The sequence below is a fragment of the Chromobacterium sp. INPA-IVC genome (assembly GCF_059047085.1).
Genome location: NZ_JBTNLS010000007.1, coordinates 346,473 through 359,354 on the forward strand (window position 1 = coordinate 346,473; position 12,882 = coordinate 359,354).

Below are 12,882 nucleotides of genomic sequence, written 5' to 3' on the forward strand. Positions count from 1 at the left end.
ATCGCGCGGAGTGGGCGGGCTAGGCCTTGCACACGGCGGCGGCGGGAGCCGGCCGCGGCGCGGCGCGGCGTTCCCGCGCCGCCAGCCATGCTCCCAGGCTGACGCTGACGAGGCCCGCCGCCAGGCTGGCGGTCATCGGCTCGCCCAGCAGTGGCGCGGCCAGCAGGCCGGCCAGAATCGGAATCAGCGCGAACAGCACGCCCATCTTCACCGCGCCCAGCACGGCCGCCGCGCGCAGGTAGAACAGCATCGCCAGGATCGCCGCGCCCACGCCCTGGTACAGCGCCTGGAAGGCCAGCATGCCCCACGACGCCTCCGCCAGATGCTTGGGCAGCCACAACAGATAAACGGGCAGATAGAGCAGCGCGGCCATGATGGTGATCGCGCGCGTCAGCGGCCAGGCCGCGAAGCCCCAGCGCCTGGCCAGCACGCCGAACACCGCCCAGCTGACCGAAGCGGCGAGCAACATCAGATCGCCTATCCAGGCCTGGCCGGCATCGTGCCCGCCCAACTGCGGCAGCGCGCTCAGCAGCAGGCCCAGCGCGATCAGCGCATAGCCGGGCAGTTTGTGCTTTTGCGGCGTCTCCCCCAGCAGCGGCCAGGTGGCCAGCGCCACCAGGAAGGGTTGCAGCCCCGGCAGCAGCAGGCCGCCGTGCGCCGCCGGCGCGAATTTGAACGCGCAATAGGCGAAGATGCTGACGCCGAGGCCGCCGAGCAAGGTCAGCAGCCACAGCCGGGCGTCGCGCAGCGCGCCGCGCGGCAGGCCGCCGCAGGCCAGCAGGATCAGCGCGGCGGTGCCGACGCGCAGCGCCAGGATGTCGGTGCCGGCCAGTGCGCTCTTGCCGGCCAGCCGCGACACGATGTTGAAGCCGGTCCAGATGGCGACGGCGCCGGCCGCCGCCAGATAGCCTTGCCTGATGCTGGGTGAGGTCATGATGATTCTCCAGAAGGGTTTCCCGCATCCTAGACCGCTTCATTATTCTTAAAAAATGAATTATTGTGATTGAAATAATCTCAAGGAAAGAATGATGGAGCTGGATGAGCTGAGAATCTTCCAGGCGGTGCTGCAGGAAGACGGCATCACCCGCGCCGCGCAGCGGCTGCACCGGGTGCAGTCCAATGTCACTACCCGGCTGCGCCAGCTGGAGGACAAGCTGGGCGTGGCACTGTTTCTGCGCGAAGGCAAGCGGTTGGTGCCCACCGCCGCCGCCTGGCGGCTCAACGATTACGCCCAGCGGCTGCTGGACCTGGCCGAAGAGGCCAGGCTGGCGATGGCGGACGCCGCGCCCAGCGGACGGCTGCGGCTGGGGGCGATGGAGAGCACGGCGGCGGCCAGGCTGGCGCCGGTGCTGGCCGATTATCACGCGCGCTATCCGGCGGTGCAGCTGGAATTGCAGACCGGGGAGTCGCGGACGCTGACCGCCGCGGTGCTGGACGGGCGGCTGGACGCGGCGCTGGTCAGCGGGCCGCTGGATGACGACAGGCTGGAGCAGATCGTGGTGGCGGTGGAGGATATCGTGTTGGTGGCCGCCGCCGCGCGGGGCGCGCCATCGCTGGAAGAGTTGGCCGATTCCACCTTGCTGACCTTCGGCAGCGGCTGCTCGTACCGCCAGAGGCTGGAGGCTTGGCTGCGGCGCCAGTGCGTGCAGCCGCGGCGCATCGTCGAGTTGGGCTCCTACCATGCGATGCTCAGCTGCGTGGCTTGCGGCATGGGTCTGGCCTTGCTGCCCCAGTCCTTGCTGGACAGCATGCCGCAGATGGCGGCCCAGGTGTCGACGCACGCGTTGCCGGACGACTTGTCCCGCGCGCCGACCTTGCTGATCCGCCGCCGGCAGACTTGCCTGCCGGCCTTGCAGGCGCTGGAAACGATGCTGCTGGAACGCGCGTGGCTGGGTGGGGATCGATAGGGCGATTGCGCAAATGCTTGATTTGAAATATTTCCAAAATGGAAAATAAACCGCAAAACTAGTTCTATGTGAAAATATTTATCTGTTTTTCATATTTGTCCCGTATGATGCGCCGCGCTGGCATTTCGCCGGCCATCAAAACAAAAGCAATCATCCGGGAGAGAACATGAAGAAAGCACTCGCACTGCTGCTGTCCGCCGCTTTCGCCGCCAGCAGCGCCCAGGCGCTGGCCTGGGGCCAGGAAGGCCACCGCATCACCGGCTACATTGCCCAGCAACTGCTGAGCGCCAAGGCCAAGGCCGAAGTGGCCAAGCTGGTACCCAACGCCGATTTCGCCCAGCTGGCGTTGTACATGGACCAGCACAAGCAGGATCTGAAGCAGACCCTGCCTGGCTCCGACCAATGGCATTACAACGACGAGCCGGTGTGCAGCGGCGTGACCGAGGACGAGTGCCCGGACGGCAACTGCGCGTCCAACCAGATCGACCATTACCGCCAGGTGCTGGCCGACCGCGCCGCCAGCAAGGCCGATCGCGCGCAGGCGCTGACCTTCCTGATCCACATGGTGGGCGACATCCACCAGCCGCTGCACGCGGCCGACAACCTGGACCGCGGCGGCAACGACTTCAAGGTGCAGCTGCCGGGCAGCAAGAAGGTCAGCAATCTGCACTCGGTGTGGGATACCGCGCTGGTGCAGCAGGAGCTCAACGGCGCCAACGAGAAAACCTGGGCCGCCAGCGATCTGCAGCAATACCAGCGCAACATCGCCGGCTGGCAGAGCGGCAGCGTGATGGACTGGGTGCATGAGTCCAACCAGTACGCGCGCGCCGACGTCTACGGCCCGCTGGCCGGCTTCAGCTGCGGCGCGTCGCCGTCGACGCCGGTTTACCTGGACAACACCTATCTGCGCGCCGGCGGCCTGCTGGTCGACCAGCAGCTGGCCAAGGCCGGCGCCCGCATCGCCGCGGTGATCAACCAGGCGCTGAACTAAGCGCCGCGCCGGTTCAGGTTCCGCCTGCCGCGGGCGGAACCTGATCGCGCGCATTTCCGGCGCGGCCGCGTTCGACTAAGATGGACGGCCAAGGAGGAAACATGTCGCTGAACCTTGCCGATATCCGTCTGGAATACTCGAAGAAAGAATTGTCGCCGGAAGACTGCCTGCCCGACGCGGCGGCGCAGTTCGAAGTCTGGCTGAACGAGGCGATCGCCGCGCAGGTGCCGGAGCCGACGGCGATGAACCTCGCCGCGGTCGGCGCCGATGGCCGGCCGTCGTCCCGCATCGTCTTGCTCAAGGGCGTGGAGGATGGCCAGCTGTTGTTCTACACCAACTACCATAGCCGCAAGGGGCAGGCGCTGGAAGCCAATCCCTATGTCGCCTTGAATTTCTTCTGGCCGGAGCTGGAGCGCCAGGTGAGGGTGGAGGGCAAGGCCGCGCGCGTGGCGCCTGAGGTGTCCGACGCCTACTTCGCCAGCCGGCCGTATACCAGCCGCCTGGGCGCCTGGGCCAGCGAGCAGAGCAGCGAGATCGCGTCCAAGGCCGTGCTGGTGACGCGGGCCGCGATGTTCGGCGCCCGGCACCCTATCAATGTGCCGCGCCCGTCGCATTGGGGTGGTTACGCGGTGGCGCCCGAGCGGGTCGAGTTCTGGCAGGGCCGCCCCAGCCGCCTGCACGACCGGGTGCTGTACACGCTGCAGCCTGACGGCACCTGGCGCCGCTCCCGCCTCGCGCCCTGAGCCTGGCTCCTGGACCGTGTTCGCGGTTCGCTTCTCTCCCAGCCCTGTGAAAAGGCCCGGTCAACCGGGCCTTTGCCATTTCTCGGCCTCGCGCGGCGCATGGTCTTCTGCAACTGTCATATTTTTGCAAATAGGACCGGTACAGAAAAACTAATGTGCAAATATTTGTTGTTTTTCAGTTTGAATCAGAACTCCAAGATCATCACGTAATGCATTGATTGGCAATTGATTAAGCTCAGGCTTTTTCTGCAAGACTCTCAGCAACTGCTCAAAAGTACAGATGAATCTCGGCAAGAAAAATCCAATACATATTTTATGCATTTGGGATTTAACGGGCCGGGATAATCCGGGTTAAGTCCGGAGGCGTGGCAGACGCTTCCAGCTCGTCCCAAGGCTAGTCGCAGGCCTGTCCGGCAGCAGTTCCGGGCGGCGGCCGGCGGCGGCAGACGATGCGCACGGCCCGCACAGAATGGCGCCGGCGGCCACCATCGCCCGTCGCGGCCGTCCGCCTTCTCCGACGGCGTTTCCGTCGCGGAGCGACCCACCCGACCCGGCCAGATCGCGGCTCCCGGTACTGCCGGCCATGAGCTGGCGGTGTTGCGCGGGACGCATCCCGTCCCGCTCCGTCTACATTTGGAGTTCCGTGATGAGAAAACAGCAACTGATGCTGCGTGGTTTGGTCCTGTCCGCTTTGGCTGTCTTCAGCGCTTCGGCGATGGCGGCCGAGCGTATCGACCTGGAAAAACTGGGCAAGGCCCAGGCCAACAGCGCTACGGCGTTCGCCGGCGTCAATCAGGCTGACCTGAAGCCGCTGCGCAGCACCCAATTCGCCTCCGGCAAGGTGGTGACCCGCTATCAGCAGTACTACCAGGGCGTGCCGGTCTGGGGCGAAGCCGTGGTGGAAGAGAAGCCGGCCGCCGCGCTGAAGGCGGTTCAGGGCAAGCTGTCCGGCAGCTACATCGCCGGCATCCAGTCCGATCTGGCTTCGGCCAAGCCGACGCTGAGCGGCGCCCAAGCGTTGTCGCAGGCCAAGACGCTGAAGGCCAACGGCAACCCCACCTACAACGACAAGGCCGAGCTGGTGGTGCGCCTGAACGAGCGCAACGTCGCCCAGCTGGTCTACCTGGTGTCCTTCGTGGTCGACGGCAAGGAGCCTAGCCGCCCGCATTTGATCATCGACGCCAACAGCGGCCAAGTGCTCAAGCAATGGGAAGGCCTGAACCACGCCGAAGCCAACGGCCCCGGCGGCAACGCCAAGACCGGCAAATACCTGTACGGCACCGACTACGGTCCGCTGATCGTCACCAGCGACTGCAAGATGGACAGCGGCAACGTCGCCACCGTCAACCTGAACGGCGGCACCAGCGGCACCACCCCGTACAAGTTCGCTTGCCCGACCAATACCTACAAGGCCATCAACGGCGCCTACTCGCCGCTGAACGACGCCCACTATTTCGGCAACGTGGTGTTCAACCTGTACAAGGACTGGTTCAATCTGAAGCCGATCACCCAGAAGCTGCTGATGAAGGTGCACTACAGCCGCAACTACGAGAACGCGTTCTGGGACGGCACCGCGATGACCTTCGGCGACGGCGCCAGCACCTTCTATCCGCTGGTGTCGCTGGACGTGTCCGCGCATGAAGTCAGCCACGGCTTCACCGAGCAGAACTCCGGCCTGGTCTATAGCGGCCAGTCCGGCGGCATCAACGAAGCGTTCTCCGACATGGCCGGCGAAGCCGCCGAGTACTACATGAAGGGCAAGAACGACTTCCTGGTCGGCGCGGAAATCTTCAAGAAGACCGGCGCGCTGCGCTACTTCGCCGACCCGACCAAGGACGGCCAGTCGATCGGCAACGCCAAGGACTATTACAACGGCCTGGACGTGCACTATTCCAGCGGCGTGTACAACAAGGCGTTCTACCTGATCGCCACCAGCCCGAACTGGAACACCCGCAAGGCCTTCGAAGTGTTCGTCGACGCCAACCGCCTGTACTGGACCGCCAACGCCACCTATAACAGCGCCGCTTGCGGCGTGGTCAAGGCGGCCGATGCCCGCGGCTACAACAGCGCCGACGTTACCAAGGCCTTCACCGCAGTCGGCGTGACTTGCCAATAAGCCATCGTCGCCAACGCGGCCCCGCCCGGGGCCGCATCTGACTGCCCGGCCGGCGCCGTGAGGCGCCGGCCTTCGCTCGGGAGTCCCTCATATGTTGAAACTGCGTCAAAGCGCCCTGCTGATCCTATTGGGTCTGGCCGGCGCCGCCCAGGCCCAGCCGGTCTGGATTTCGGTAGGCGATCAGGGCTACCAGCTGCTGCGCAAGCTGGATGCCGGCGCCAAGAGCCGGGAAAGCCGCCAGCTGGCGGCGGACGGCCGTCTCGCCAAGGGCGCGGCCGGAGAAACCGTGCATCTGGTTCAGGTGGACGAGGCCTTGCTGCCCAAGCTGTCCGACTCCATCCATGAAAACCTGCGCCATTGCGGTGGCTTCATCGTCCATCGCGACCTGAAGGAAGCCCAGGCCGCGCTGAAAGGCTCGGCCGCGCCGCTGGCCGGCCTGGTCGCGCCCAGCTACGCGATAGACAACCAGGCCGCGGTCAACCAGTTGCTGCCGCAACTGCAGGACAGCAATATCCTCGGCACCATCCAGTCGCTGTCCAACTATCAGAACCGCTTCTACACCACCAGCCACGGCGTCAACGCGTCCAACTGGATCGCCGCCCAATGGAAGCAGCTGGCCGGCAACCGCGGCGACGTCACCGTCGAGCAGTTCGCCCACGCCAGCTGGCCGCAGAAATCGGTGATCCTGACGATCAAGGGCACTGACAACTCGGCTGAGACCATCGTGTTGGGCGGCCATCTGGACTCCACCGTCGGCAGCGGCACCGGCGAGAGCAGCCGCGCGCCGGGCGCCGACGACGACGCTTCCGGCGTGGCCAGCCTGACCGAGGTGATCCGCGTGCTGCTGGCGGGCAACTACCAGCCGCGCCGCACCATCAAGTTCATGGCCTACGCAGCGGAAGAAGTGGGCCTGCGCGGCTCGGCCGACATCGCCAAGCGCTTCAAGCAGCAGCAGGCCAAGGTGGTGGGCGCGCTGCAGCTGGACATGACCAACTACCAGGGCGACGCGCAGGACATCTTCCTGTTCACCGACTACACCAACGCCGCGCAGAACACCTTCCTGGCCAATCTGGCCAAGACCTATCTGCCCAGCCTGAAGGTCGGCTACAGCCAGTGCGGCTACGCTTGCTCCGACCACGCTTCGTGGAACGCGCAGGGTTATGCGGCGTCGTTCCCGTTCGAGTCCAGCTTTGACAACTCCAATCCCTACATCCATAGCCGCAACGATACGCTGGCGAGTTCCGGCAACCAGGCCAAGCATGCGCTGAAGTTCTCGCAGCTGGCGCTCGCTTACGCGGTGGAGCTGGGCAGCGACGGCCCGGCGGCCAAGCTGCGCTGAGTCTGTTTTCGCCGCGGCGGCGCTCCTGCCGCGGCGGTTGCCGCGACGCGGAGCCGGCTTTGCCGGCCCCGCGTTCTTTTTTGTGGCGCGAGCCGGAACAGACGGGTCTCCCGGCGCATCGCAAGGAGGCCCACTGCTCAGCGGTCGCTCAGCCGGTGTTGCGTAGGCCGGCCGAAGTGCCGTTGATGGTCAGGTGGATCGCGTACAAGGTGTCCTCGTCCTCCGGCTCGGCGCGCAGCCTGGCCAGCAAGTCGGCCTGCAGCAGGCCCAGCGCGTCGAGGAAGGGCAGCCGCGTTTCCAGGCTTCGGCGCAGCGTCGGGTTGCTTTCCAGCAGCTCGGCCTGCCCGGTGATGGCGAAGAAGGCGTCGTGGGTCTTGCGCCATTCGGCCTCGATCGCGCCGAACAGCCGCGCCGCCAGCTCACGGTCGTCCACCAGCTCGGAGAAGCGGCGGGCGATGCCCAGGTCGGCCTTGGCCAGCACCTGCTCCATATTGGACAGCACCACCTGGAAGAACGGCGAGTGGCGGTACAGATGCTGCAGCTTGGCCAGGCCGGCGTCGCCGTGCTTCTGCACATAGGCAGCCACCGCCGAGCCGACGCCGAACCAACCGGGCAGCATCAGCCGCGATTGCGACCACGAGAATACCCACGGAATCGCCCGCAGGTCGCCGATGGACGACAAGCTCTTGCGCGAGGCCGGCCGGCTGCCGATGTTGAGCCGGGCGATCGCGGTCACCGGCGTCGCCTCCAGGAAGTACTGCATGAAGCCCGGCGTTTCCACCAGCGCGCGGTAGGCGGAGAAGGCGCTGGCCGACAGCTCGTCGAACAGCGCGGTGTCCACCTCGCCGCCCGGGATGTTGCCCAGGCTGGCCTCCAGCGTCGCCGCCACCAGCGCCTCCAGATTGCGGCCGGCGATGGCCGGATCGGAATACTTGGCGGTGATCACCTCGCCCTGCTCGGTGATGCGGATGCGGCCGGCGACGCTGCCTGCCGGCTGGGCGACGATGGCTTCGTACGACGGGCCGCCGCCGCGGCCGACCGAGCCGCCGCGGCCGTGGAACAGCTGCAGCCGCGCGCCGGCATCGGCGAACACCCGCACCAGCCGCGTCTCCGCCTGCCACAACTGCCATTGGCTGGTCAGGTAGCCGCCGTCCTTGTTGCTGTCGGAATAGCCGAGCATCACTTCCTGCACCCGTTCGCGGCTGTCCAAGAGCTGCTTGTACCACGGCAGCGCGAACAGCGCGCGCATCACCGTTTCGCTGTTTTCCAGGTCGGCGATGGTTTCGAACAGCGGCACCAGGTTGACGCTGGCGCGAGGCTGGCCGTCTTCCAGCCGGATCAGGCCGGCCTCCTTGCACAGCAGGGCCAGCGCCAGAATGTCGCTGACGCTGGCGCAGTTGGAGATGATGCACTGGCCGATGGCCTCGACGCCGAACTCGCGCTGGATCGCCGCCGCCTCACGGAAGATGGCCAGCTCTTTTTCCGCCTGCTCGCCGTAGCGCAGGTAGGGCGAGAACAGCAGCCGCGGCGTCGCCAGCTCGCGGGTCAGCACCCGCACCCGCGCCGCTTCGTCCAGCGCGCGGTATTCCTCCAGGCCGGCGGCGCTGAACAGCTCGGCCACCACGCCCTCATGCACCGCCGCGTGCTGGCGCAGGTCCAGCGGCATCAGGAAGAAGCCGAACACGTCGACGCTGCGGATCAGCCGCGACAGCCGGCCGTCGGCCAGCAGCGCGCTGCCGTGGGCGCGCAGCGAGGCGGACAGGCTGGCCAGATCCTGGATCAGCTCGCGGTGGTCGCGGTAGGGCGCGCGCTCGTCCCAGCGGCAGGCCAGCTCGACGCCGCGCAGCCGGGCCGTGGCGCGCAGCTTGCCCTGCATCGTCGCCAGCGCGCGGCGGTACGGCTCCTCGCCGCGGCTGACCGCCTGGTCCGGCGAGCGCTCGGCCAGCGCCAGCACCTCGGCGCCGGCATCCACCAGCCGCGACGACAGCGACAGCTCGCGGTACAGGCTCTTCAGCTCCTGCAGGTAATGTTCGAACGCCTGCTGGGCCTGGCGCGTCACCGCGTGGCGCAGCAGGCCGGCGTCGACGTTGGGGTTGCCGTCGCGGTCGCCGCCTATCCAGCTGCCGACGCGGATGAAGGACGGCAGCCGCGCCTCCTCGCCCCACTGCTGGCCGATTTCGCGCTCCAGCCGGCGGTACAGCGCCGGCAGCGCCTCGAAGAAGGCCAGCGGGTGGTAGGCGACGCCGTTGGTGATCTCGTCGCGCACCGTCATCTTGAAGTGGCGGATCTCGGAGGTCTGCCACAGGGCTAGGATCGCCCGCTTCAGCTTGGCCTCCAGCTCCTCGCGCTCTTCCGGCGTCAGGTCCGGCGCGTTCAGCTGCGACAGGAAGCGGCGCACCGCGCGGTGGCCGTCCAGCACGCTCTGGCGCTGCACCTCGGTCGGATGGGCGGTGAGGATAGCGCCGACCCTGGCGTGGCTGAGCAACTGGTGCAGCGCGTGGAAGCTGACGCCGTCCTGGCGCAGCCGCTGCAGCGCGCGCGGCAGGCTACCCTGCTGCGGCGCGGAGCCGGCCAGCTGGTGGGCGCGGCGGCGGCGGTTGTGGTGCAGGTCTTCGGCGATGTTGAACAGCTGCGCGTACAGGCCGCAGGCGCGCAGCAGCGAGGCCGCCGCTTCCGGCGCCAGCTGCGGCAACGGATGGCTGCGCTCGTCGCCGCGGCGCAGCGCGATCGCCTGCACCGCGCCGGACACCACAGCGCCCTCTTGTTCGCCCACCACTTCCGACAGCAGCCGGTCCAGACAGGCCAGGTCGGCCCGCAGCGGCAGGTCCTTGTCGTGATCGCTCATATTCTTGTTCCCGTGTTCGACTCGTCAGGCATGGGCACGGCTTCCATGGCCATGCCTCACCAGCCGCGGGCAAACATTCATCATAAGCAGCTTCCGCGCCGTAGTGGACACGCTACGGCATTTTTCAGCGCCTTGCCTTGATCTTGCTGCGTCGCAACAACAACCGGGCCAAGCCCATGACGGCAGCGTGGTAGAATCCTGAGCTGATTACACCCTCTCTATTGGGATCCGGTTTCATGGACAAGATCGTCATCGCCAGCCGCGAAAGCCGGCTGGCCATGTGGCAGGCCGAGCACATCCAGGCCCGGCTGCAAGCGCTGTACCCGCACCTGGCAGTGGAAATCCTGGGCATGACCACCCAGGGCGACCAGATTCTGGACAAGACGCTGTCCAAGATCGGCGGCAAGGGGCTGTTCGTCAAGGAGCTGGAGCAGGCGCTGCTGGACGGCCGCGCCGACCTGGCCGTGCATTCGCTGAAGGACGTGCCGATGACGCTGCCGGACGGCTTCGCGCTGGCCGCGGTGTGCGAGCGGGAAGACCCGCGCGATGCCTTCGTCTCCAACCGCTACCACAGCCTGTCCGAGCTGCCGGCCGGCAGCGTGGTGGGCACCTCCAGCCTGCGCCGCGAGGCCCAGCTGCGCGCCCGTTTCCCGCAACTGGCGGTGAAACCCTTGCGCGGCAATGTGCAGACCCGGCTGAGGAAGCTGGACGACGGCGAGTTCGACGCCATCATCCTGGCCGCCGCCGGCCTGAAGCGCCTGGGCCTGGCCGAGCGGATCAAGGGCGAGCTCGCGCCGTCGGAAAGCCTGCCGGCGGCAGGGCAAGGCGCGCTGGGCATCGAGATCCGCGAAGGCCGCGCCGACCTGCTGGCGCTGCTGGCGCCGCTGAACCATCCGGACACCCGCGCCTGTACCGCCGCCGAGCGCGCGCTGGCCAAGGAGCTGGGCGGCAGCTGCCAGGTGCCGTTGGGCGCGTTCGCCACGCTGGCCGACGGCGCGCTGACCCTGGGCGGCCTGGTCGCCCATCCGGATGGCTCGGTGGTGCTGACCGCCAGCGCCAGCGCGCCGGCCGACTATGCCGAGGCGCTGGGCCGCGCGGTGGCGAAAAAACTGATCGACGCCGGCGCCCGTCCGCTGATTGAGGCGGTGCTGGCCGAGCCGCGCTGAGGCTTGCGATGAGGCGCGTCCTTGCCGCCCGTCCCCTGGCGCAATGCGCCGCTCTGCTGGAGCGGCTGCGCGCCGAGGGTTGGCAGGCGGAGCATCTGCCGCTGATGGAGATCGAGCCGCTGCCCGCCGGGCTGGCCGCGCTGCCGCGGCAGGCGGAGCAAGCCGACGCGCTGTTCTGGGTCAGCCCTAGCGCGATAGACGCGGCATGGCCGGCGTTGGCGGGCATGGATCTGTCCGGCAAGCGCCTGGCCTGCGTCGGCGCGGCCAGCGCGAAGCGGCTGGCCGATTTGTCCGGCCAGACTGTGCTGCATCCGGCCGCGGGCAGCGACAGCGAGGCGCTGCTGGCGCTGCCGGAGCTGGCCGGCGTGTCCGGCCAGCGCTGGCTGATCGTCCGCGGCGAGGGCGGCCGCGCGCTGCTGGCGGATACGCTGGCGGCGCGAGGCGCCGAGGTTGAGGCCGCCGAGGTCTACCGCCGCGTCGACGGCGCGCCGGACTGGGCGGCGTTCGACGCGGCTCCGCCCGATGCCGTCATCATCACTTCCGGCGAAATGGTAGAGCAATTGTTCCGACTGGCTGGCCCGCGCCGGACGGGAACGCTACAATGCCTGCTGTACTGCGTGCCGCATCCGCGTATCGCCGAGCGCCTGGACGCTTTCGGCGCGACACGCATCGTGACAACCCGAGCCGACGATGCCGCACTGGTCGCCGGCCTCAAAGAATGGTTCCGTCGTCACCCATGAGCGAATCCCAGATCAACGAAGCCATCCCGGCCCAGGCCGCCCCGTCCCGCAAACGCCCCGGCCTCGCCGTGTGGCTGGCCGTCGCCGCCCTGGGCGTGGCCGGCTGGCAGTTCTACTCCACCCAGCAGCAGCTGGATTCGATGCGCCAGGAACTGGCGCGCCGTCTGGCCGAAGGCAGCGGCGCCGGCAAGGAGCAGCGCGCGATCGCCGAGCAGGCGATGCTGGCCGCCCGCGCCACCGACGGCAAGCTGGCGCTGGTGGAGGCGCGCGTCAACGAGGCCGCCGGCCAATACGCGACGCTGAACGGCATGTACCAGGAGCTGACCAAGAACCGCACCGACTGGCTGCTGTCCGAGATCGAGCACACGCTCGCGATCGCCAGCCAGCAGCTGCAGCTGGCCGGCAACGTCAGCGCCGCTGTCTCCGCGCTGGAGATGGTGGACGCGCGGCTCGCCAAGTTCGATCGTCCGCAGCTGATCGGGGTGAAGAAGGCCGTGGCCACCGATCTGGAAAAACTGAAGGCGCTGCCTTACCTCGACACTGTCGGCCTGACCGTCAAGATCGACCGGCTGATGCTGAGCGTGGATTCGCTGCCGCTGGTGGTGGATTCGCACCGCCTGGGCGGCGCGCAGCCGGGCAAGCCGGCGCAGCCTGCGGCGGATGCCCCGTGGTGGGAGCGCCTGTCCGCCGAGATCAGCGGCAGCCTGGGCGAGCTGATCCACATCCGCCGCATGGACAAGCCGGAGGCGCTGCTGTTGTCGCCGGAGCAGGCCTTCTTCCTGCGCGAGAACCTGAAGATGCGCCTGCTGGACGCGCGTCTGGCATTGATGCAGCGCGACGGCAAGACTTACGCCGCCGACATCGCCGCCGCGCGCAGCTACGTGCAGCGTTATTTCGACCGCGACGCGGCCGCCTCCTCGCAGTGGCTGGCGACGCTGGGCGAGCTGGAAGGCGCGCCCCTGGACATCAGCCTGCCTGATATGAGCGCCAGCCTGAAGGCCGTGCGCGACGCCCAAGGCAACAGCGGGGAGTAAA

General features: G+C 67.6%; 10 protein-coding genes. 8 read left to right on the top strand and 2 right to left on the bottom strand.

Features of this window, described 5'->3' with window-relative positions; all coding sequences use genetic code 11:
* Positions 1-19 precede the first annotated feature (19 nt).
* Positions 20-934, bottom strand: a complete 915-nt coding sequence (locus tag ACX17K_RS15410) for a DMT family transporter (protein WP_493775500.1) — start codon at positions 932-934, stop codon at positions 20-22.
* 91 nt (positions 935-1,025) lie between these two features.
* Between ACX17K_RS15410 and ACX17K_RS15415 the strand changes: the two genes are divergently transcribed.
* The 5 genes from ACX17K_RS15415 (at position 1,026) to ACX17K_RS15435 (ending at position 7,096) form a co-directional block, all read left to right on the top strand.
* Entirely contained in the window at positions 1,026-1,907 is an 882-nt protein-coding gene (locus tag ACX17K_RS15415) for a LysR family transcriptional regulator (RefSeq protein WP_493775501.1), read from the top strand.
* A 166-nt stretch (positions 1,908-2,073) separates the two neighbouring features.
* Positions 2,074-2,898 (top strand): S1/P1 nuclease, encoded by an 825-nt coding sequence (locus ACX17K_RS15420; RefSeq protein WP_493775502.1) that lies wholly within the window; start codon positions 2,074-2,076, stop codon positions 2,896-2,898.
* A 101-nt stretch (positions 2,899-2,999) separates the two neighbouring features.
* A complete protein-coding gene (pdxH, locus tag ACX17K_RS15425; RefSeq protein ID WP_493775503.1) occupies positions 3,000-3,641 on the top strand; it encodes a pyridoxamine 5'-phosphate oxidase in 642 nt (213 codons plus the stop codon).
* A gap of 646 nt (positions 3,642-4,287) precedes the next feature.
* Positions 4,288-5,757 (top strand): M4 family metallopeptidase, encoded by a 1,470-nt coding sequence (locus tag ACX17K_RS15430; protein WP_493775504.1) that lies wholly within the window; start codon positions 4,288-4,290, stop codon positions 5,755-5,757.
* 91 nt (positions 5,758-5,848) lie between these two features.
* Positions 5,849-7,096, top strand: a complete 1,248-nt coding sequence (locus tag ACX17K_RS15435; RefSeq protein ID WP_493775505.1) for a M28 family metallopeptidase — start codon at positions 5,849-5,851, stop codon at positions 7,094-7,096.
* A 148-nt stretch (positions 7,097-7,244) separates the two neighbouring features.
* On the opposite strand, the gene ppc is transcribed toward ACX17K_RS15435, so the two are convergent.
* Positions 7,245-9,941 (bottom strand): phosphoenolpyruvate carboxylase, encoded by a 2,697-nt coding sequence (gene ppc, locus ACX17K_RS15440; RefSeq protein ID WP_493775506.1) that lies wholly within the window; start codon positions 9,939-9,941, stop codon positions 7,245-7,247.
* A gap of 236 nt (positions 9,942-10,177) precedes the next feature.
* Here ppc and hemC point away from each other — a divergent pair, with 236 nt between their 5' ends.
* The 3 genes from hemC to ACX17K_RS15455 are packed head-to-tail and all read left to right on the top strand — an operon-like array spanning position 10,178 to position 12,881.
* Positions 10,178-11,107, top strand: a complete 930-nt coding sequence (hemC, locus tag ACX17K_RS15445; RefSeq protein ID WP_493775507.1) for a hydroxymethylbilane synthase — start codon at positions 10,178-10,180, stop codon at positions 11,105-11,107.
* Between the two features lie 8 nt (positions 11,108-11,115).
* The gene (locus tag ACX17K_RS15450; protein ID WP_493775508.1) at positions 11,116-11,847 is read left to right on the top strand and encodes a uroporphyrinogen-III synthase; all 732 of its coding nucleotides are present in this window, start codon (positions 11,116-11,118) and stop codon (positions 11,845-11,847) included.
* Positions 11,844-12,881, top strand: coding sequence for a uroporphyrinogen-III C-methyltransferase (locus tag ACX17K_RS15455; protein ID WP_046167543.1), 1,038 nt, complete (start codon positions 11,844-11,846; stop codon positions 12,879-12,881). Before ACX17K_RS15450 ends, ACX17K_RS15455 begins: the two co-directional genes overlap by 4 nt.
* Position 12,882: the final 1 nt, after the last annotated feature.

Excerpts from the sequence above, each read along its gene's own strand:
- ACX17K_RS15410 (WP_493775500.1), bottom strand. The coding sequence starts at position 934 with ATGACCTCACCCAGCATCAGGCAAGGCTATCTGGCGGCGGCCGGCGCC.
- ACX17K_RS15415 (WP_493775501.1), top strand. The coding sequence starts at position 1,026 with ATGATGGAGCTGGATGAGCTGAGAATCTTCCAGGCGGTGCTGCAGGAA.
- ACX17K_RS15420 (WP_493775502.1), top strand. The coding sequence starts at position 2,074 with ATGAAGAAAGCACTCGCACTGCTGCTGTCCGCCGCTTTCGCCGCCAGC.
- pdxH (WP_493775503.1), top strand. The coding sequence starts at position 3,000 with ATGTCGCTGAACCTTGCCGATATCCGTCTGGAATACTCGAAGAAAGAA.
- ACX17K_RS15430 (WP_493775504.1), top strand. The coding sequence starts at position 4,288 with ATGAGAAAACAGCAACTGATGCTGCGTGGTTTGGTCCTGTCCGCTTTG.
- ACX17K_RS15435 (WP_493775505.1), top strand. The coding sequence starts at position 5,849 with ATGTTGAAACTGCGTCAAAGCGCCCTGCTGATCCTATTGGGTCTGGCC.
- ppc (WP_493775506.1), bottom strand. The coding sequence starts at position 9,941 with ATGAGCGATCACGACAAGGACCTGCCGCTGCGGGCCGACCTGGCCTGT.
- hemC (WP_493775507.1), top strand. The coding sequence starts at position 10,178 with ATGGACAAGATCGTCATCGCCAGCCGCGAAAGCCGGCTGGCCATGTGG.
- ACX17K_RS15450 (WP_493775508.1), top strand. The coding sequence starts at position 11,116 with ATGAGGCGCGTCCTTGCCGCCCGTCCCCTGGCGCAATGCGCCGCTCTG.
- ACX17K_RS15455 (WP_046167543.1), top strand. The coding sequence starts at position 11,844 with ATGAGCGAATCCCAGATCAACGAAGCCATCCCGGCCCAGGCCGCCCCG.